Source organism: Streptomyces sp. NPDC050546 (assembly GCF_044457425.1).
GTDB lineage: Bacteria > Actinomycetota > Actinomycetes > Streptomycetales > Streptomycetaceae > Streptomyces.
Genome location: NZ_JBITGX010000003.1, coordinates 297415 through 317409, shown reverse-complemented (window position 1 = coordinate 317409; position 19995 = coordinate 297415). Strand labels below are relative to the sequence as shown.

Here is a 19995-nt window from a genome sequence, read left to right as displayed (position 1 = left end):
CGCTTCCTCCATCGCACCCGGCTCACCGCACCCCCAACTGGCCATCCACCAGCGGAAATACGCCGCCATCCCACTCCACCATCCGGCGAACCTTTCGCAACAATCACCGAAACCATTGACAGTTGACAGGGTCAAGCCAACACTCCCGGGTGACAGAGCACCCCCGTCCACCCCACGAGGACGATGGAGGAAGCACACCCATGAGCAACGCACTCAGCCGCTTACGGCTGCTCATCAGCAGCGCCTGCACGATGGTGCTGGTCGCGCTGGCCCTCCTGGCCCTGCCGGGCACCGCCCACGCCGACACGGTCGTCAACAGGAACCAGACCGGCACCCACAACGGCTACTACTACTCGTTCTGGACCGACAGCCAGGGCACGGTCTCCATGAACCTGTCCACCGGCGGCAGTTACAGCACGTCATGGCGGAACACCGGGAACTTCGTCGCCGGCAAGGGCTGGGCCACCGGCGCCCGCCGCAGCGTCACCTACTCCGGCACCTTCAACCCGTCCGGCAACTCCTATCTGACCCTCTACGGCTGGACGGCGAACCCGCTCATCGAGTACTACATCGTCGACAACTGGGGCACGTACCGGCCCACGGGAACGTACAAGGGCACCGTCACCAGCGACGGCGGCACGTACGACATCTACAAGACCACGCGCTACAACGCCCCGTCCGTCGAGGGCACCAAGACCTTCGACCAGTACTGGAGCGTGCGGCAGTCGAAGCGGACGGGCGGCACGATCACCACGGGCAACCACTTCGACGCCTGGGCCCGGGCCGGGATGCCCCTGGGCAACTTCAAGTACTACATGATCATGGCAACCGAGGGTTACCAGAGCAGCGGCAGCTCCACCATCACGGTGCGCTGACGATGACCGCCACAACACGCGTCGCGCTGCTGACCGCCCTCCTGACGGCAGCAGCTGCACTCAGCATGATCTCCCCACGGACGGGGCGTGCGGTGGCGCCCGGCTGAGGGGGCCTCATCGCTGGCCACGACCACATCGGAACGACGATGGGATACGCCGCGATCTACTCCACTGATGCCATCGAGGCACATCGAGCGTTCATCGCCCGACGCCGGGCTCTGCGGCCTGCCGATGAATACCGCACCGTCACTCCTGAGGAATGGGGAGAGTTTCTCGGGCACTTTGAGCGCCGCAAGCTCGCCCTGGGCGACTGCGGCCGCGCATACGGAACTGACTGTGCTCACGAACACGCTTGTGTCAGATGCCCCGTCCTGATCGTCCACGCGACAGAGCGTCCCCGGCTTGTCGAAATCCGCGACAACCTCCTCACGCGCATCTTGGAAGCCGAAAGGGAAGGCTGGCTCGGCGAGATCGAGGGGCTGCAGAGCAGCCTGACCCACGCCGAGGAGAAGCTTGACCAACGCGACGCCCAGATCTCCCGGAAGCAGGAGTCTGTCGACCTGGGAATTCCTACCTTCCGGGAGATCGTTGCTCGCACCACTGCGGCGGCCACCCCGCCGGGGCCTGCGTGACTGAACGGCTGTCACTCCGGCGTGCTCAGCGGACACCGCCACAGAACGCGGCGCTTGGACGAGCTTCATCCACGCGGATGATCTACACCACCCCGGCCACGGGCCACGTTCTACGGGCGGCGGGCCAGCAGGTGGGTGTCGAGGAAGCCCCGCTCGGACGCTGGGTCGTGGAGCAACCGAGCCACCGTGACGAGTCCGGCCCCGGCCAGCAACTCGGCAAACTGCTCCGCCGGCCAGCTATAGGCAGGCGCCACCTTGTGGTCGAAACGGACAGGCTCCGGCCCCTCGGTTCCAAAGAAAGACGCCAGGAGCAGGCCCCCTGGTGCCAGGACACGCACCTGCTCAGCGAGCAGCGCGGGCAATTCTTCTGGTGGGGTATGGATCATCGAGTAGTGGGCCAGCACTCCGCCGAGCGCGCCGTCCTCGACCGGCAGGGCCTCCATTCGTGCTTCGTCGAACCGCAGCGCCGGATGGGCCCGCCGGGCGTGGGCGACCATAGCCGGGGAGAGGTCGAGCCCGAAGGCATCCAACCCCAAGTCGTGCAGCATGCCCGTCAAATGGCCGGGTCCGCACCCGACGTCGGCTGCCCGCAGGTTCCCCGTGCCACGCACGAGCTCGGCGAAGGTGCCGATCATGTTCCGCGCGAACGGCTGCGTCTCCAACCGATTAGCGAACATCGACGCATACAGTTCGACGACCCCGTCATAGGCCGCCCTGGTCTCGTCCTGGTGTTTTAACACGGGCAGGAAGCTAACACCCGAGCCGTTCACAGCAGTTCTCCGGGCCCATACCGGCCCCTTCTCCGCAGGACTGATCGTCCTGTCACCTGACCACGGGACGCCTCGGTAGTTCGGAGAAGCGGTAGGCCCTGGTACTTGAGTACGCGTGCTCATGACGGGCCCGCCCCGCCCCCGTGACCATGGACGTATGAAGAATCGGGGAATGGTTTCCGCAGGGGTCGCGCTCGTTCTTGGTGTGCCTGTGGCCGCCTGGGGGCTGATGGGGCAGCAGAACTACGACGGGTTGCCGGCGAGTGAGCTCGACTACGCCTACCAGCCGTGGGGCATCGGGGACGGTGTCGCGGCGCTCGTCGGCGGGCTCGCCCTGGTGCTGGCGGGGGCCGGTGCCGCGGTGCTCGTGCGGGCGGCGCGGCGTGGGGCGCTGGACCGGCGCTGGTGGGGGGTGCTCGGGCCGCTCGTGGTCGTCGGGCTCCTGGCCGGTGTGGGGTGGAGGGTTCTGACCGCGGGGGTGGTCGGCGCCAACATCGGAGCCGGGATGCTGATCATCTTCGGTACGCCGGTCGCCGCCGGGCTGCTGCTGTGGGCCGTGGGACGGGGCGTGTGGCTGGCCACGCGGGGGCACGGGGGCGGCGACGGCGGGTCCGGGCGCCTCGGCGGGGTCTCGCCGCACGGCGTGTGACCCGGCCGGGCCGGGTGGCCGAAACGCCATGGTGGTGAGTGGCGGGGAGCGGACAACTGCACTGTCCGGACAGGTGATTCGCCTAGGTTGGTGAACCGGACCCCCTTCCCCACCCCCCAGGAGGCCCTGCCGTGCTCGACGACAGCGTGCGTGCCCGTATCGACACCTCCAAGCCGCACTCGGCCCGCTTCTGGAACTACTTCGTCGGCGGCAAGGACAACTACGAGGTCGACCGCGAGATCGGCGACCAGATCAAGTCGATCTTTCCGGGTCTGGTCGACGTGGCGGTCACGAGCCGTCACTTCCTGGGACGGGCCGTCCGGCATCTCGCCGAGGAGCAGGGCATCCGGCAGTTCCTGGACATAGGCACGGGGTTGCCGACCGCCGACAACACGCACGAGGTCGCCCAGCGCGTCGCACCGGACGCCCGGATCGTGTACGTCGACAACGACCCCATCGTGCTGGCCCACGCCAACGCGCTGCTCACCAGCACGCCCGAGGGCAGGACCGCGTATCTGGACGCCGACCTGTACGACCCCGAGGCCGTCCTGGAGGCCGCGGCGGGCACGCTCGACCTGTCACGGCCGGTCGCGCTGATGATCCTCAACACGCTGGGGCATGTCGCCGAGTACGAGCGGGCGCGTGAGCTGGTGCGGCGGCTGATGGCGGGGTTGCCGGCCGGCAGCCACCTGGTGATCAGCGACAGTACGGCGACGAGCGAGGGCATGATCGCGGCGTCGGAGGCGTACAACTCGAGTGGGGCGGTGCCGTATTACGTCCGGCCCGTTGCCGAGATCGCCGGGTTCTTCGACGGGCTGGAGCTGGTGCGGCCGGGGGTGGTGCGGGTTTCGGAGTGGCGGCCTGAGCCGTCGTCCGACCTCGGTGTGGCCGTGGATGCGTATTGCGGCGTCGGGCGCAAGCTGTAGCGGGTTCGTGGTCCAGTGCGGCGCCGTGGGGGCTGGTCGCGCAGTTCCCCGCGCCCCCAAGCAGGGCAGGTCCGCCTCCCCCCTTCACCCATACGGGCCGATCGCCCTAAGCCCTCCTCACCCCACACTCGATAATCAGGGCATGCCCTACCAACCCCCCGCCCCCGAGCCGCGCAGCCGTCTGGTCGGGGATCTTCTCGGGGTGGGTGAGGCGTACTCGCTCGTGCTCTCGGGCGGGTACGCGATGCTGGCGCACGGGCTGGTGGAGCGGGCCGGGTCGGATGTGGACGTGGCGACCGAGGACCCCGCCGGGATGGAGGCCATCGCCGACGCCGTCCGGGCCGGGCTGGTGGCGCGGGGCTGGCTCGTGCAGACCCGGGAGACCGAGCCGCTGTCCGCCCAGTTCCTCGTCACGGACGCGGCGACCGGGCAGGAGTACGACGTCGGCGTCCACAAAGAGGTGCTGTGGCGCCCGCCCGTGCTGACGGAGCTCGGGCCAGCGCTCTCCCTCGACGACCTCGTCGGCACCCGGGTGCGGGACCTGGCCGACCGCGGACTCGCCCGCGACCTGGTCGACGTGCACGCCGCCGCGGCCCGCTGGAGCCACCCCGAGCTCGAGGAACTCGGGCGCCGCCACGCACCCGACACCTTCGACCTCACCGACCTCCAGGCCCGGCTGACCGGCACGGACTGGATCGACGACCGGGCGTTCACCGTCCATGGTCTGGAGGTCTCCGCCGTCGCCGGACTGCGCCGCTGGGCGCAGGAGTGGGCCGACGACATCGCGGAACGGCTCATCGAGGGAGAGGCCCCGGAGGAGGAGTGACCGGTACGCCACCGAACCGGCCGAGGGCTGTCCGACCGCTCGGTACCCTGACCCGATGGGGAACGGGGCAGGCGGGCAGGTGGGTGTCGTCGCCGCGCTGGTGCGGGCGGCGTTCCTGGTGGACGGTGTCTACGCGGAGGCCAGCCGGGCGTACGGGCTGACGCCCCAGCAGGGACAGCTGCTGTGCGTGCTGATGCCGCAGCCGTACGGGATGGGGGAGCTCGGGGAGATGCTCGGGCTGGCGAAGTCGAGCCTGACCGGTCTTGTGGACCGGACGGTGCGGCGGGGGCTGGTACGGCGGGAGGCCGACCCCCGGGACGGCCGGGCCGTGCGGGTGGGGTTGACGGAGGAGGGCGCCTCGCTCGCCGGGAGGTTCTACGCCGAGACCGTGCGCCGCATGGAGGCCCTGCCGTCGGGGCTCAACGGCGTCGAGCGGGAGCGGCTGGCCGTGCTGCTGTCGCGGGTCGTCGTCGACAACGAGGTTCCGGAGGTGTTCGCGGAGGCGGAGAGGGGCCTCGGCGCCGAGTAGCCGAGATCCCTCGGGGTCATGCCTCCCGAGCCATGGGTACGACCGCCCGCTCCTCGCGCCGGCCCGCCGCCATCAGGGTCAGCGTCACCGCCGTCGACACCGTGGCCATCGCCGTCATCGCCACCGCCGGAGAGGTCAGTTGGGCCACGGAGCCCGCGAGCGCGGCTGCCACGCCCTGCATCGTGAGCATGCCCGCCGAGTGCAGGCCCAGGGCATGGCCCGTCAGGGCGTCGGGGGTCAGGGCCACCAGGCGCTCCTGCTGCACGAGGCTCGCGCCGAAGCCGACGGAGGCGAGCGTGACCGCGGCGGCCGCGAGCGGAGGCCGCGGGTGCAGGAGGAAGGGCACGTACGGGACGGCCAGGAGAAGGAGGAGCGGAAAGCCGAGGCGGGGGCGCAGGCGCGGTGGGACCAGGCGGCCCACCAGCACGTCCCCGGCCAGCATGCCCAGCGCGGCACAGGCGAACAGGGTGCCAGCGGAGGCGGGGGCGTAGGAGACGTAGAGGGATTCGCAGCCGACGATCAGGCCGTTGGGGATCCACAGGGCCAGATAGACCTGGCGGCGGGGAGCGGACGACCACAGCAGCGCGTTGGCGCGCCAGGTCGCCGCGACCGAGGGGCGGCCCGTCGTACGGGGCGGACGGCGGGTGAGGCCCAGGCGGACGACCGCCGCCGCCACGGCGTACAGCGCGGCGGCCACCAGCAGGGACACCCGCGGGGACAGCAGCGCGACCAGGGCGCCGCCGGTCGCGTAGCCGGCGATCTGCATCAGGCCGCTCATCATGTTGAAGACCGAGCGGCCGAGCAGATAGCCGTCCTTGGAGAGGATCTCGTTCAGCAGCCCCCAGCGCACTCCCCCGCCCACCGACTCCACCAGCCCCTTGGCCACCACGATCACGAAGAGCGCCCAGACCGGCAGCCCGGGCAGCGCCAGGGCGGCCGTGGCCGCCGCGAAGAGCAGGGGCAGGGCCGTCAGGGCCGCGCGCGGGGGCAGGCGGTCGGCCGCCGAGAGCAGGAACGTCGCACCCAGCACCTGCACCAGCGACGAGCCGAACATGCTCACCGCGGACAGCAGCGGCGACTCGGTCGCCCGGTACACCAGGGTGCCCAGGGCCAGGCCGCCCATGGTCTGGGCCACCGTCTGGGCGGACGCGGCGAGGAAGAACGGGGTGAACTCGGGAGTGCGGAACAGTTCGCGGTAGCTGCGCATGCGGGGAGTCTGTGGCGGCTCGTACGGGGTGGTTAATGTTTCGCGCGAGTGCGAAACAACGGGGACCTCGGGGGTGTGCGTGGGCTGGTGGCAGATCAACGCCGACACGCTGGCCGGGAGCCGGTTCGTGCTCTCCCCGCTCGCCGAGACCTTCGCCTGCCTCCAGCTGCTGCACCGGGGCACACCCGCGCACCCCGGCGAGCGGGCCTGGCTGCGCGACCATCTGCCCGGCTACCGGGCCCGTCTGGCCGCCGACCCCGTGACCGCGCTGCTCGTCCGCGCCGGACTGGGCCGGTCCTGGATCGCCGACTTCCTCACGCCGACCCCGAGGAGCGGGGAGACCTTCGAGGAGGGGGTGGCACGGGTGCGGGCGGCCCGTCCCGGCGAGTCCCGGGCCAATCTGCGGATCTCCCTGGCCGGCCCGCTTCCCGCGGCCCTGGACCGGGACGACCTCCCGGAGCGGGCGGCCGGCCTGCTGTCCTACGTCTGGACCGAGACCGTACGACCGGACTGGGACCGGCGCCGGCGGGTGCTGGAGGCGGACGTGGTCGCCCGGACCGCGCAGGTGAGCCGGGGCGGCTGGGCGGCGGCGCTGGACACGCTGCGGCCGGGCCGGACCCGGTGGCTGGGCGACAACCGGCTCCAGGTGAATCCGCACGAGTACCCGCCGCGCGAGATCTCGGGCGCCGAGCTGCTGTTCGTGCCGGTCACCCAGAGGACCGGCTGGGTGTCCTGGGAGGAGCCCGACCGGTACGCGGTGGTCTACGCGTGCGCGGGCGCGCTCGCCGACCCCGGCGGCAGGCCCGTGCCCGCGAGTCTCGGCGCGCTGCTCGGCACGGCCCGCGCCGGTGTGCTGGTCCGGCTCGGCTCCCCCTTGAGCACCAGCCAGCTGGTCGCCGTGACGGGGCAGGGGCTCGGCTCGGTGGGGCGGCATCTGCGGGTGCTGCTGGACGCCGGCCTGGTGGAGCGGCGGCGGGCGGGCAGGTCGGTGCTGTACTCGCGGACGGCGGCGGGGCAGGTCCTGGTGGACGCGGTGGAGGCCAGGCACCGGGCCGGCAGCCGCCGGAGCTAGGCTCCGGGCATGACGACTACCAACGGCTCCAACGGTTCCTCTCCCCTCGACGTCGAGATCGGTGCGCTGCAGGGCGGTTCCGCCGACCTGTCCCAGTACGCGGGCAAGGCCGTCCTCGTGGTGAACGTCGCCTCCAAGTGCGGCCTGACCCCGCAGTACACGGGGCTCGAGAAGCTCCAGGAGCAGTACGCGGAGCGCGGCTTCACCGTCCTCGGCGTGCCCTGCAACCAGTTCCTCGGGCAGGAGCCCGGCAGCGCCGAGGAGATCGCCGAGTTCTGCTCGGCGACGTACGGCGTGACCTTCCCGCTGACCGAGAAGGTCGAGGTCAACGGCGACGACCGGCACCCGCTGTACGACCGCCTGACCGGCTTCGCCGACGCCGAGGGGCACAGCGGCGACATCCGCTGGAACTTCGAGAAGTTCCTCATCGGCCGGGACGGCCAGGTGGTCGCCCGCTTCTCGCCGCAGACCGAGCCGGAGTCGGCCGAGGTCGTGACGGCCGTGGAGGCCCAGCTGGGCTGAGCCCGACCCGGTTGACCTTGCCCCTGGGGCAGGCCCGAGTGTCCTCGTCACCGGGCGGAAGAGCCGCCCGGTGACGGAGGATGCCGTGGTGGACGTACCGGACCGGGAACTGCTCACCATCGGGTCGTTCGCCGCGCGCGCCCGGCTCTCGGCCAAGGCCCTGCGGCTGTACGACCGGCTGGGGCTGCTCGCCCCGGCGCATGTCGACGAAGCCACCGGCTACCGCTACTACCGTGCCGGCCAGGTCGAACGGGCCCGGCTCGTGGCCATGCTGCGGCAGCTGGACATGCCGCTCGCCCGGATCGCCGAGGTGGTCGCGGCGGACGACGGGCCCACGGCGGCCGCCCTGCTCGGCGCGTACTGGGCGGACGTCGAGGCACGGGTCGCGGGGCAGCGGACGCTCGCCGAGTACCTCCGTGGACGGCTGTCGGGGAGGAGCTCCGAGATGTACGAGAAGTTCGCGGTCGAGACGGTGGACGTGCCCGGGCAAGTGGTGATCACCGAGACGCGGCATGTGCTGGCGGGCGAGCTGCCCGCGTGGATCGGGGCGTCACTGGGCCGGCTGGCGTCGGCGGCCCGGGAGTGCGGCGGCATCACGGCGGCGCCGTTCGTCGTCTACCACTCCGAGGTGTCGATGGAGAGCGACGGCCCCGCCGAGTCCTGTGTGCCCGTGGCCGACGAGGCGGCGGCCCGGGCGTGGGCCGAGCGGCACGGCCGTACCTGGGAGGCGAAGGTACGGGTGGAGCCGGCCCGGCGTCTCGCCTACACCCGGATCACCAAGGCCCAGGTGGCGCATCCGCAGATCCTGGCGGCCTTCGAGGCCGTGGAGGAGTGGATCACCCGGGAGGGCCTGGAGCAGGCGGGCCCGTGCCGCGAGGTGTACTTCGTGGAGGACTGGGACGGTGCCGGGGCACAGGACCCGGTGTGTGACGTGGCGTTCCCGGTGAGCTGAGCCCTCTGGGGTCCGGGCACGAGCGGAGCCCTCTCGGCAAGGACGGCGATGCTGGTCGAGAGGGCTCTGTCGGTGGTGCTTGTGCGGTTGTCGAGCGCGACGTCAGGCCTTGACCGAGGTCACGAAGGCGTTCCACGCGTCGGCGGGAAACGCCAGCTTGGGGCCCTCGGGGATCTTGGTGTCCCCGAGCTCCAGGGCCGCTTCGACGGTCGACCTGACCATCACGCAGGCGCCGTTGTTGTTGGTGTAGGAGGACGTCGTCCACGTTTCCGTGGCGCCCAGACGAATTGCCATGTTCGCTCCGTAGCCAGTTGCGTTTACGCCAACCCGTGCTGGTGGTTGGCGTGATCGACGCTACTCGCCAACATCCTCGTTCGGAGCAGCCATTCACTCGACCGGATGGCATATTCCAGGGGAGACTTCCAGTCAGGCGTGTCAGGGGTGTAACATCCCGCGCTTTGCCCGACGGAAGGTCACTTCTCCCCGGTCCAGCCCCGCGCGTACTCCTTCGCCACCCGCTCGATGAGCTGCCGCGACTGGTCCACGTTCAGCGACTGGGCGCGCAGATGCTCGTACATCACCGTGTACTTCTGCACGTCGAGCGGCTTCTCCAGGTACAGGTCGCTGGTGACGCCCTCGATGTACACCACGCTCGAGTCGGCCGCGTCGGCGAACTCCAGGATCGAGTACTGGCCGTTGATCCCGGCGTGCGCACCGACCTCGAACGGCAGGACCTGCACGGTGATGTGGGGCAGCTGGGACATCTCGACGAGGTGCTCCAGCTGCTCGCGCATCACCGGGCGGCTCCCGACGATCCGGTGCAGTGACGCCTCGTCCAGGACCACCCACAGCCGCAGCGGGTCCGTCTCGGCGGTGATACGGCCCTGCCGGCGCAGCCGGACCTCGACGCGCTTGTCGTTGTCCGCCTCCGACGCCTCGGGCGAGCCGCCCCGGATGATGGCGTCGGCGTACGCGCGTGTCTGCAACAGGCCAGTGATGATCTGGGGTTCGTAGACTCTGAGCGACTCGGCGTCCGTCTCCAGGCCGATGTAGACGCTGTAGGGGATGTCCCCGAACGCGTGCCACCAGCCCTGCTGCCGCGAGTCCTTGGCCATCTGCATCAGCGAGTCGACGATGCGCTGGTCCTCGACCTCGTAGACCCCGCACAGATCGCGCACGTCACGCTGGCTGATGCTGCGCCGGCCGTTCTCCAGCCTGCTGATCTTCGACTGCGACACCAGCAGCCGCTCGGCGACCTCTTCGGCCGTCATGCCCTTGAGCTCACGGAGCCTGCGGAGCTCCTGGCCCAGCCGGCGCCGCCTGACGGTGGGATTGACATTGGACGCCACGGGACGTGCACCTCCGGCTGCGTGCCTCTACTTTGCGTATCTGCTGTTGAGCAGACTGCCACCAAGGTGCTTACTACCGCTGGGAAACGGTGGATATGCGACGGGTACACGCCAGTTCGGACAGGCACGCCGAGCGGGGCGGGGAGAGTGTGTGCTCTCCCCGCCCCGCTCGGACAGCGGCTCCCGTGACCGGGTCGTGGGTGCGGCGGCGTGCCTGTGGTGTGGCGTCGTCCCGGTGGTGCGGCGTCGTCCCGGTGGTGCGGCGCGGCTCAGTGGGCCGGGACGCGGGCCATGCTTCCGCGGTGCGGCTGCATCGGAACACCGCGGGCGGGTTCCGGTGCGGACCTGGCTCCGCCGGCGGCCTGACGGCCGGGCGGTGCCGGGTTGCGGCGCGGCTGCGCGGCCACGCCGTTCTGGACGTCCATCACTGCGTGCGCGACGAGACCGCCCATGGGGTCGTGCCTGATCAGGTCCCGCAGCCGGGACCGGGACGAACGTCCCTCGTTCCCCGGATACAGGTGCTTGCCGAGGCCGACCGCGTGTGCCAGGGCGGCGAGCGCGGCGGTCCGCGGGTCCGGCGGTACGCCGGTGCGGATCGCGGAATCCAGCCTGGCCCTGATCTCCCGGCTGATTTCGGTGTCCGTCGCCTGGTAGCGAGTCGTCGGCAGCACTCCGCACATCTGGCCGGCCACGGCATGCACCATGCCGCACCGCTCCAGATGCGAGAGGTAGGTCTGGCGCAGCCCGAGACGCGGCCCGCCGATCCAGTGGACGGCCCGCACGGGAGCGCCACGCCTTCGCAGCAACTCCAATGCACAGTCCAGTGTTGGATCTCCAGTCGGCCGTGGTGCCACCACGGCGATACGATCCCCGTCCGGGGCTATCCGTCCGGCCAGCGCCAGCTCTACTAGCTGTGCTCCGGCCAGACCGAGGTCGAGCGACTGCGGCTGTGCAGTGGTACCCGTGGTCGGGTCCAATGCCAGCAGCAGAAGCTCTTCCGGAAGTGTTCTGCGGCTCCTGCCCATCCATGCCTCCCCGCGTGGATGAAAGACAGGGTGACCCCTCTCACATTGGTCTGTCGAGGGTGCGTGACCGGTTCGTAGTGGAACCAGTAGGTATGTCGTTCTCGTCTACCGGATCGGTTCGACCCGTACACAGGACACTGGTACATGGTTCGGACAGCGCCGGGGAGCGGTGTCACGGCGGCGGTTCACGGTTCGTTACGCGTACGCGGGGTGTGCGGCGCGAGGAGGAGGCATCGGTGGCGGGCGAGTCCCCCGACAGGTCGAAGCAGCGCGAGTCGTCGGCACAAGAGACGTCGGGGAGCGCGAGTCCGGTTCCGGAAGCCAGGAGCGAGGCGGCCGCGGAGGCCCGCGACCCGCGCCTCGCGGTGGCCCGGGACGCGGAGAAGTCCTCCGCACGCGGTGGCGTCGATACGGCGACCCGCGTGTTCTCCGTACGCACACCGGACGAGCCGACGGACGGGCCGACGGACACGCCGCCCGAGGCCGCCGATCCCAAGCAGCCCACGGACGCGACGCCTGACGCCGAGCAGGACGCGGCGGGCGACGAGTCCCGGGAGCCTGCGGAGGCGTCCGCGGAAGGTGCCGACGAGGACGCCGACGGGGACGCCGACGGCGATGCCGGCTCCGGTCGGGGTGACGACACCGCGGGCAGTGACGGACGGCTGCGGGACGCGGTGGCCGCGTGGGTGGCGTCGGCGGACGCGGACGCGGACGACGACAAGGAGCCCGTCGCCACCGAGGAACGGGACGAGCGCCCCGAGAGCGCCGAGAGCGCCGGGAAGGACTCCACGGACGGCCGGGAGGCGGCCGAGAGCGCCGGGAAAGACTCCACGGACGGCCGGGAGGCCGCCGAGAGCACCGACGAGCCCACGAAGGCCGAGACGGGCGAGGCTGCCGACCAGGAGGCCGGGAGCTCGGACGAGCCCGCGGAGGCCGACACGGACGCCCGGGACGGCCAGGAGGCCGCCGAGAGCGCCGACGAGAGCCCTGACGAGCCTGCGGACGCCCCTGAGGCCCAGGAAGCCGCAGAGAAGGCCTCCGAGGGCGCTGAGGCGAGCCGGGACGAGGACGAGGCGGACCGTTCCGCCACCGCCGACGGCACGGACACGGACGCCCCCGAGGCCGACACCGACGCCGACATCGACACCGACAGCGAGCCGGACACCGCCGTGTCCGAGGCCGGCACGAAGCCCGACGAGGACGACGGCACGGCGAGCGACACCGCCGGCACCACGAAGGCCGACAGCGCGGCGGACACCGACGACAAGACCGCCAAGCCCAAGGACCCCCGCGCCTCCGACGAGGCCGAGGCCGTGTCGAAGCCCGACGACGCCGACGACACGGCCGACACCGACCACAAGGCAACCAAGCCCAAGGACCCGCGCACCTCCCCCGACACCGACGACGAGGCCGACGCCGCCGAGGCCGACGCCGAGGGCGGCTCCCCCGACGCCGAGCCCGACGGCTCCGACTCCGACGCCGAGGGCGACGGCGACGGCACCGGCACCGGCACCGGCACCGGCACCGGCAAGGCTCAGGAGAAGGATCCGGAGTCGGACGACGGCGACAGCCCCGCCGAGCCTGTCGTCGATCAGCCCACCGCCGTCTTCAAGGCGCCGCGGCCCGCGGTCGACCAGCCGACCACGATGCTGAAGATCGGGGGCGCGGCCAAGGGCAAGGACGCTCCCGAGAGGGACGCCGAGCGGACCAGCAAGTTCGTCGCGCTCAAGCAGCTGGACGACCCGGCCACGCGGAAGCCGACCGCACCGGCCGCCGCACCGGCCGCCGCATCCGCCCCGGCCCCCGCCGAAGCCACCGCCCCCGTCCCCACCGTCAGCCCCGAGCGGACCACGCAGCAGCCGTTGCCGCCGCGGCCGCCGCTCGACATGCTGGCCGAGCTGACGAACACCCCGCCGCCCCCGGACACCCCGCTGCGGACGGCCGTACGGCGGGTGAAGATCTGGACGCCGCTGGCGCTGCTGCTGGTGATCGTCTTCGCGGTCGTGCAGAGCGTGCGCCCGCTGCCGACGCCCACGCTCGAGCTCACCGCGAAGGACAGCTACACCTTCGAGGGCGGCAAGGTCGACATCCCCTGGCCGGCCGACGGCCAGGCCGCGCTGGACGTGCAGGGCATCGGGACGTTCGGCTCGTCCGGCGAGCAGAAGCCCGTGCCGATCGCGAGTGTCGCCAAGGTCATGACCGCCTATGTGATCCTGCGTGAGCACCCGCTGAAGAGCGGCGAGGACGGGCCGAAGATCGGGATCGACCAGGCGGCCGAGGACCAGTCCGACGCCGGCCAGGAGTCCACCGTCGATGTGACGAAGGGCGACAAGATCACCCAGCGGGAGGCTCTGGAGAGCATCCTGATCGCGTCCGCGAACAACGTGGCGCGGCTGCTCGCCCGCTGGGACGCGGGGTCGGAGAAGGCGTTCGTGCAGAAGATGAACGACGCCGCCGAGGACCTCGGCATGAAGAACTCGACGTACACCGACCCGTCGGGCCTGAACAACACCACCGTGTCCACGGCCGTGGACCAGGTGAAGCTCGCCCGGGCCGCCATGGAGCAGCCCGCCTTCCGCGAGGTCGCGGCGATGATGTCGTACGTCGACTACAAGGGCACCAAGCACGACAACTGGAACCGTCTGGTCGGCTACAACGACGTCACCGGCATCAAGACCGGCACCACCACGTCGGCGCTCGGCAACCTCGTCTTCTCGGCGAAGAAGGACGTCGACGGCGAGACCCACCGGGTCATCGGCGCCGTGGTGCGCCAGCCCGCCGGCGGTCCGGACAACACGATCCTGGGCGCCGCGCTGCACGAGGGCGACAAGCTGATCCGGGCCGCGCAGGGCGCGCTGGAGTCGGCGACGATCCTGAAGAAGGGCGACGTCGTCGGGTACGCCGACGACGGTCTCGGCGGGCGTACGCCGGTCGCCGTCACGGAGGACGTCACGGCCGTCGGCTGGGCGGGCCTGTCCGTCAAGCTGACGTTCGCCGCGGACGAGTTGCCGCACACGGCCAAGGCCGGCAAGAAGGTGGGCACGCTCACCGTCGGTGACGGCAGCAGCAGCGCCGTCAAGGTTCCGGTCGCCCTCCAGGAGGACCTCGTGGAGCCGGGCTTCGCGGACAAGCTCACGCGCATCGGCTGAGCCGGGACGCCCACCAGCACCACCGCACCCCGCCGGTCGCGGCCCGTCCGGGCTCCGCCCGGCGGGGTGCGTGCTAGCGTCCCGAATCGGGGCAGGTCGCCGTCCGCGGCGGCGCGGTCGCGAACCGAGGGTGAACGGTACGCGGCCGGGAAGCAGAAGCTGAGAACAGAAGACGGGACACGGGGAGTGCCTTTCAGTGGCCACTGCGGAGCCGACACGCACCGAGAACGCCGATCCGGGCCCGGTATCCGGCCCGCGAATAGGCATGCCCACGACGCGGGAGACCGACGAGCGGGACGCTGACGGCACGACCGCCCGTGAGCGCGACACCCGGCTGCGGACCGCCGTACTGACGCTGCGTGAGCGCATGCTGCGCCACCCGGTCCTGTCCGTCACCGGCCTCGCCGGGGTGCTCCACGTCGTCTGGTTCTTCACGTTCGCGAACAGTGGCGGCGATCTCGCCGCGCAGGACGCGTGGGCCGAGTTCGTCGGCCGGCACCCGGACTCGGCGTACAACCTCGCCTGGTACGGCGGGATGCACCCGGTGTCGTACAGCGTCGTGTCGCCGTATCTGATGTCGGTGCTCGGCGTGCGGACGACGATGATGATCGCGGGGACGGTGTCGGCCGGGCTGCTGACACTGCTCCTGCTGCGCAGCAGGTCCGTCCGCAACCCCCTGTGGGCGTCGCTGGCGGGCGTGTTCGGGCTGTTCTGCAACGCGGTGTCCGGCCGGGTGACGTTCGGCCTCGGCATGATGTTCGCGCTCGGCGCGGTCGCCGTCGTGTTCTGCTGGCCGTACAGGTGGCGTTACAAGCGCTGGGCGAAGGCCCTGTGCGCGGCGCCGCTGGCCGCGCTGGCCACCATGGCGTCGCCCGTCGCGGGTCTGTTCGTGGGCCTGGTGGCGGTCGCGCTGTTCCTGCAGAAGCGGCGGCCGGGCGCGTGGGCGCTGGGGCTGGCGCCGAGTGCGGTGGTGGGCGTGTCGGCGCTGCTGTTCCCCTTCTCGGGGACACAGCCGATGATATTCGGCTCGGTGATCCTGCCGGTCGCGTTCTCGGCCTGTGCCTACTTCCTCGTGCCGAAGGACTGGAAGACGGTCCGGCTGACGGCGGCGGTGTACGGGCTGGGCGTGGTGCTGGTGTGGCTGATCAGCTCGCAGATCGGGTCCAACATCACGCGTCTCGCGATGCTGTTCGCCGGGGTGGCGCTGGTGGCCGCGCTGCCGTACACGGTGCCGCGCGGCCGCAGGTGGTACACGGCCGTGGTCGCGATGGTCGCCTTCACCGGATGGATCGGCTTCAAGACGGTCGACGACATCGTGCACACCGCCCCGGCGGCGTCCTGGTCGCGTGAGCTGGCGCCGCTGCTCAACGAGTTGCAGGAGGTCGGCGCCGAGAAGGGCCGGGTCGAGGTCGTCCCCGCCCGCTCCCACCGGGAGGCCGCCGCGCTCGCCCCGTACGTCAACCTGGCCCGCGGCTGGATGCGTCAGGCCGACATGGAGCGCAATCCCCTCTTCTACGACGACACGCTCAACTCGGCGAACTACCGCGAGTGGCTGCGGCGCTGGGGCGTGCACTACGTCGTGCTGCCCAAGGGTGAGCCGGACGGCGACGGCGGGGTGCGGGAGCGGGCGCTGGTGCAGCGCGGGCTGCCGTATCTCACCCAGGTCTGGGGCGACGCCAACTGGCAGCTCTTCAAGGTCACCGACCCCACCCCGCTGGCCGAGCCGAACACGGTCGTCGAGCGGGCCGAGCAGGGCGAGATGGTGCTCCGGGTGAAGAAGCCGGGCCGGATCCTGGTCCGTATCCCGTACACGCCGTGGCTCAGCGTCGTCGACTCCGAGGGCAAGAGCCTGAAGCCGCCGCGGGAGACGGAGGAGTCCAGGAACCGGCCCGAGGGCGAGCCGAAGACATACGTCAACGTCAACGGCTGCCTGATGGACACGGAGGAGGACGAGCAGGGCGTGCGCTGGACGGAGCTGCTCGCCCCGAAGGCGGGCACGTACCGGCTGGCCGCGCCGTACCAGTTCCCCAGGGGGCTGCCCTGCCCGCAGGAACTGCGCTGACCGGCCGGGTTCTCAGCGGAGCCGGTCCACGTAGGTGTCCGTGCCCGGCACCGTCGGGATGAACGGTGCCACCAGTTCCACCCTGCCCAGTCCCGACTCCGCCAGCGCCGCGTCGAGGCCCGTGAAGTGGGCCTCCCAGCACTCCCTCGGGTCGGTCTGGAGGAACCACAGCAGGGTCAGGCGGGTGTCGACGCCCTCGACCTGCTTGACGTAGGTCATGCGGTCGCCGGGGAGCGGGGTCGGGCGGAAGGCCGTCACCATCGCCGCCGGGGAGCCCGCGAGGCGTTTGGGGAGGTGGCGGGAGCGCAGCCATTCCAGGAGGTCGGCGCGCTGCTCGGGGGTGTCGGCCTCGACGACCTGGAGGACCAGACCGGCGTAGGGGTGGTCGAGGGCGTGCCGGTCCCTCGGGCCCGCCGCGCCGTCGCGGTACACGGTCGCCTCGTGGTCCTGGAACGCGGTGAGGACGTGGGTGCGGTCCTGGTAGACGCGGCCGTCGCGGTTGAGGCGCTTGTTGATGGAGACCGTCCAGCGCATGTGGTCGTCGTAGCGGCCGTCGGTGATCCAGTAGGTGGAGAGGTAGCAGCCCGTGGTGACGGGCTGGGCGATCGCCGACTTCTCGGGGTAGCGCAGGAGTTGCAGGTCCCGGGTGGCCACCCAGCGGCGGCCCGCGTACATCCAGGGCATGGCCATCGCGCCGGCGTAGTAGTGGTCGTCCTCGTACCAGCGGTTGTAGGCGTACTCGTGGCCCGGGTGCGGTTCGACCATGGTGATCAGGGCGTGGCCGGGGTGGGTGCCGTAGGGGCCGACGGCGGCCAGTTCGGCGTACAGCTCGCTGCGGGTGCCGTCTGTTTCGCTGCGGGTGTCGTCGCTCATGACCCTTCCCCTTCGTCGGTGACAGGCCCATACTCTGACGCTCCGTCAGATAGAACGCCAGGGTTCCGGGAGGTCTCGATGTCACTGCTCGCGGGGAAGACGGTCGTGGTGTCGGGGGTCGGGGCCGGTCTTGGACGGCAGGTCGCGGCGGCCGTCGTACGGGACGGCGGGTGTGCCGTGCTCGGTGCCCGGACGGAGGCGAACCTGGCGAAGACGGCCGCCGAGCTCGATCCGGACGGGGCCCGCACGGCGTACCGGGCGACCGACATCGCCGACGAGGCGCAGTGCGAGGCGCTGGCGGGGCTGGCGGCGGAGCGGTTCGGGGGGATCGACGCGGTGGTGCATGTGGCCGCGCTGGACAGCTACTTCGGCGGTGTCGAGGACGCGGACTTCGAGAGCTGGCGCTCCGTGCTGGACGTGAACCTGCTGGGCACGCTGCGGATGACCCGGGCCTGTCTGCCGTCGCTCAAACAAGGCGGCGGATCCGTCGTGTTCATCGGGACGCAGTCGGCGGTGGCGGCTCCCTCCCAGGTGCGGCAGGCGGCGTACGCGGCGTCGAAGGGAGCGCTGACGAGCGCGATGTACTCGCTGGCGCGGGAGCTGGGGCCGTACCGGATCCGGGTCAACACCGTGCTGCCGGGCTGGATGTGGGGGCCGCCGGTGCAGGCGTATGTGCGGTTCACGGCACAGACGGAGGGTGTGTCCGAGGCGGCGGTCCTGGAGCGGCTGACCGGGCGGACGGCGCTGCCCGAGCTGGCGGCGGACTCGGATGTGGCCGACGCGGCGGTGTTCCTGGCGTCGGACCGGGCCCGGTCGATCACCGGACAGTCGTTGCTGGTCAACGCAGGGGAGTTGATGCGATGAGTTCATGTAGATGAACCAAGGCCATCACATCGAACATTTTTACCCCTCCTTGACCTGACCGTCACTTGTCGTGTTCACGCGGCAGCGCCCACGATGAGCGCCGGGCTGATCGCTGGGCCGACCCCTGGGAGGGCGCACATGAACGGTCTCGACTGGGCCGTGCTTTTAGGCTATTTCGCCGTGATGGTCGCGATCGGCGTCTGGTCGCACAAACGTGTGGACAACGTCAGCGACTTCTTCACCGCCGGCGGCAAGATGCCGTGGTGGCTCTCCGGTATCTCCCACCACATGTCGGGCTACAGCGCGGTGATGTTCACCGGGTACGCGGGCATCGCCTACACCTACGGCGTCACCTCCTTCGTCACCTGGTCCTTCCCGATCGCCCTCGGCATCGCCATCGGGTCGAAGCTGTTCGCGCCGCGCATCAACCGACTGCGCTCGCGCCTGCATGTGGCCTCCCCGCTGGAGTACCTGAAGAACCGTTACGACCTGAAGACCCAGCAGGCGCTGGCCTGGTCGGGCATGCTGCTGAAGATCGTGGACGTGGGCGCGAAGTGGGCGGCGATCGCGACGCTGCTGTCGGTCTTCACGGGGATCTCCCTGAACCAGGGCATCCTCATCACCGGCGGCATCACGGCGATCTACTGCACGATCGGCGGCCTGTGGGCGGACGCGCTGACCGAACTCGGCCAGTTCATCATCCAGTTGCTGGCCGGCATCGCGATGTTCGTGGCCGTCTTCGTACGGCTCGACGACCACGGGGGCTTCTTCGGCGTCTGGGACTCCCCCGAACTCCAGGGCCATGAGAAGCCGCTGGTCGGCCCGTACGGCACGGTCTTCCTGCTCGCGTTCCTCTTCATCAAGCTCTTCGAGTACAACGGCGGCATGCTCAACCAGGCCCAGCGCTACATGGCCACGCCGAACGCCAAGGAGGCCGAGCGCTCGGCACGCCTCTCGGCGATCCTCTGGCTGGTCTGGCCCCTGGTCCTCTTCTTCCCGATGTGGATGTCGCCGCTGCTGGTCGAGTCGCAGAAGCCGGACGGCTCCGACTCCTACGCCCTGATGACCGAACAGCTCCTCCCGCACGGCCTGCTGGGCCTGGTCATCGTCGGCTTCTTCTCGCACACGATGGCCATGTGCTCCTCGGACGCCAACGCCATCGCGGCGGTGTTCACCCGAGACTGCGCGCCGGTGATCTGGGCCAGGGCACGGACCTGGAACCAGGGGCAGGGCCTGCGGGTCGCCCGGATCGCGACGGTCGTCTTCCTCGGCCTGTCCATGGCGGCGGCGACCCAGGTCAACTCCCCCGCGTTCAAGGACATCATCACGGTCGTCATCAAGTGGGTGGCCGGTCTGATGGGCCCGATGGCCATCCCGATGATGCTGGGCCTGCTGCGCGCGTTCCGCCGCTCCGGCCCGACGGCGGCACTCGTCAGCTGGTCGATGGGCCTGCTCGCGTTCTGGCTGGTGAACTACCCGATCAACTGGAACGTCGAGGGCGGTGTCCCGCTCCAGTACCAGGTCTCGATACCGCTGGCGGTCTCCCTGGTCCTCTACGTCCTCGTCGGCTACATCAAGCCGGAGGACACCCCGGAGCGGCTGGCGCTGATCGAGAAGCTCAACACGGACGGGGACGGGGCGGCGGCGGCCGCGATTCCGACACCGGCCGGGCCCTCCGACGACGTGGTGCGGACGACGGTCAAGGACTGAAGC

General features: G+C 70.8%; 19 protein-coding genes. 13 read left to right on the top strand and 6 right to left on the bottom strand.

Annotated features, from left to right (window positions below):
- Positions 1-200 precede the first annotated feature (200 nt).
- Together ACIBK5_RS09515 and ACIBK5_RS09510 are read left to right on the top strand one after the other, a co-directional pair.
- Positions 201-875, top strand: a complete 675-nt coding sequence (locus ACIBK5_RS09515) for a glycoside hydrolase family 11 protein (RefSeq protein WP_399017863.1) — start codon at positions 201-203, stop codon at positions 873-875.
- Between the two features lie 146 nt (positions 876-1021).
- On the top strand, positions 1022-1507 hold the full coding sequence (locus tag ACIBK5_RS09510) for an integrase (RefSeq protein ID WP_399017861.1): 486 nt from the start codon (positions 1022-1024) through the stop codon (positions 1505-1507).
- 110 nt (positions 1508-1617) lie between these two features.
- Here ACIBK5_RS09510 and ACIBK5_RS09505 read toward each other — a convergent pair whose 3' ends face one another.
- Positions 1618-2247, bottom strand: coding sequence for a class I SAM-dependent methyltransferase (locus tag ACIBK5_RS09505; RefSeq protein ID WP_399018312.1), 630 nt, complete (start codon positions 2245-2247; stop codon positions 1618-1620).
- A 202-nt stretch (positions 2248-2449) separates the two neighbouring features.
- Between ACIBK5_RS09505 and ACIBK5_RS09500 the strand changes: the two genes are divergently transcribed.
- The 4 genes from ACIBK5_RS09500 to ACIBK5_RS09485 all read left to right on the top strand — a co-directional run bounded on the left by ACIBK5_RS09500 (position 2450) and on the right by ACIBK5_RS09485 (position 5207).
- Entirely contained in the window at positions 2450-2926 is a 477-nt protein-coding gene (locus ACIBK5_RS09500) for a hypothetical protein (protein WP_399017859.1), read from the top strand.
- A 131-nt stretch (positions 2927-3057) separates the two neighbouring features.
- Positions 3058-3852 carry an SAM-dependent methyltransferase gene (locus ACIBK5_RS09495; protein ID WP_399017857.1) on the top strand — a complete coding sequence of 265 codons (795 nt, stop codon included), beginning with the start codon at positions 3058-3060 and terminating at the stop codon, positions 3850-3852.
- 142 nt (positions 3853-3994) lie between these two features.
- A complete protein-coding gene (locus tag ACIBK5_RS09490; protein WP_399017855.1) occupies positions 3995-4678 on the top strand; it encodes a nucleotidyl transferase AbiEii/AbiGii toxin family protein in 684 nt (227 codons plus the stop codon).
- A gap of 55 nt (positions 4679-4733) precedes the next feature.
- Positions 4734-5207 (top strand): MarR family winged helix-turn-helix transcriptional regulator, encoded by a 474-nt coding sequence (locus ACIBK5_RS09485; RefSeq protein WP_399017853.1) that lies wholly within the window; start codon positions 4734-4736, stop codon positions 5205-5207.
- Between the two features lie 16 nt (positions 5208-5223).
- On the opposite strand, the gene ACIBK5_RS09480 is transcribed toward ACIBK5_RS09485, so the two are convergent.
- On the bottom strand, positions 5224-6414 hold the full coding sequence (locus ACIBK5_RS09480; protein WP_399017850.1) for an MFS transporter: 1191 nt from the start codon (positions 6412-6414) through the stop codon (positions 5224-5226).
- A gap of 79 nt (positions 6415-6493) precedes the next feature.
- Here ACIBK5_RS09480 and ACIBK5_RS09475 point away from each other — a divergent pair, with 79 nt between their 5' ends.
- From ACIBK5_RS09475 to ACIBK5_RS09465, 3 genes are all read left to right on the top strand, one after another.
- On the top strand, positions 6494-7486 hold the full coding sequence (locus tag ACIBK5_RS09475; protein WP_399017848.1) for an ArsR family transcriptional regulator: 993 nt from the start codon (positions 6494-6496) through the stop codon (positions 7484-7486).
- Positions 7487-7495: 9 nt separating this feature from the next.
- Positions 7496-8008 carry a glutathione peroxidase gene (locus tag ACIBK5_RS09470; protein ID WP_399017846.1) on the top strand — a complete coding sequence of 171 codons (513 nt, stop codon included), beginning with the start codon at positions 7496-7498 and terminating at the stop codon, positions 8006-8008.
- A 70-nt stretch (positions 8009-8078) separates the two neighbouring features.
- Positions 8079-8960 carry a MerR family transcriptional regulator gene (locus ACIBK5_RS09465; RefSeq protein ID WP_399017844.1) on the top strand — a complete coding sequence of 294 codons (882 nt, stop codon included), beginning with the start codon at positions 8079-8081 and terminating at the stop codon, positions 8958-8960.
- 102 nt (positions 8961-9062) lie between these two features.
- Here the strand turns inward: ACIBK5_RS09465 and ACIBK5_RS09460 are convergent, their stop codons facing one another.
- The 3 genes from ACIBK5_RS09460 to ACIBK5_RS09450 all read right to left on the bottom strand — a co-directional run bounded on the left by ACIBK5_RS09460 (position 9063) and on the right by ACIBK5_RS09450 (position 11334).
- Positions 9063-9254: a DUF397 domain-containing protein gene (locus ACIBK5_RS09460; protein WP_382495485.1), complete on the bottom strand. Its 192-nt coding sequence runs from the start codon at positions 9252-9254 to the stop codon at positions 9063-9065.
- Between the two features lie 179 nt (positions 9255-9433).
- Positions 9434-10309 (bottom strand): helix-turn-helix domain-containing protein, encoded by an 876-nt coding sequence (locus ACIBK5_RS09455; RefSeq protein ID WP_382495483.1) that lies wholly within the window; start codon positions 10307-10309, stop codon positions 9434-9436.
- Positions 10310-10578: 269 nt separating this feature from the next.
- Entirely contained in the window at positions 10579-11334 is a 756-nt protein-coding gene (locus tag ACIBK5_RS09450; protein WP_399017842.1) for a GPP34 family phosphoprotein, read from the bottom strand.
- Positions 11335-11570: 236 nt separating this feature from the next.
- Between ACIBK5_RS09450 and ACIBK5_RS09445 the strand changes: the two genes are divergently transcribed.
- Complete coding sequence (locus ACIBK5_RS09445) at positions 11571-14483, top strand: D-alanyl-D-alanine carboxypeptidase (RefSeq protein WP_399017840.1); 2913 nt, start codon at positions 11571-11573, stop codon at positions 14481-14483.
- A 196-nt stretch (positions 14484-14679) separates the two neighbouring features.
- Positions 14680-16545, top strand: coding sequence for an MFS transporter (locus ACIBK5_RS09440; protein ID WP_399017838.1), 1866 nt, complete (start codon positions 14680-14682; stop codon positions 16543-16545).
- A 12-nt stretch (positions 16546-16557) separates the two neighbouring features.
- Here ACIBK5_RS09440 and ACIBK5_RS09435 read toward each other — a convergent pair whose 3' ends face one another.
- On the bottom strand, positions 16558-17418 hold the full coding sequence (locus ACIBK5_RS09435; protein ID WP_399017836.1) for a hypothetical protein: 861 nt from the start codon (positions 17416-17418) through the stop codon (positions 16558-16560).
- Positions 17419-17496: 78 nt separating this feature from the next.
- On the opposite strand from ACIBK5_RS09435, the gene ACIBK5_RS09430 reads away from it, so the two are divergent.
- Together ACIBK5_RS09430 and ACIBK5_RS09425 are read left to right on the top strand one after the other, a co-directional pair.
- On the top strand, positions 17497-18282 hold the full coding sequence (locus ACIBK5_RS09430; RefSeq protein WP_399017834.1) for an SDR family oxidoreductase: 786 nt from the start codon (positions 17497-17499) through the stop codon (positions 18280-18282).
- A 138-nt stretch (positions 18283-18420) separates the two neighbouring features.
- Positions 18421-19992, top strand: a complete 1572-nt coding sequence (locus tag ACIBK5_RS09425; RefSeq protein ID WP_399017832.1) for a sodium:solute symporter family protein — start codon at positions 18421-18423, stop codon at positions 19990-19992.
- Positions 19993-19995 lie beyond the last annotated feature (3 nt).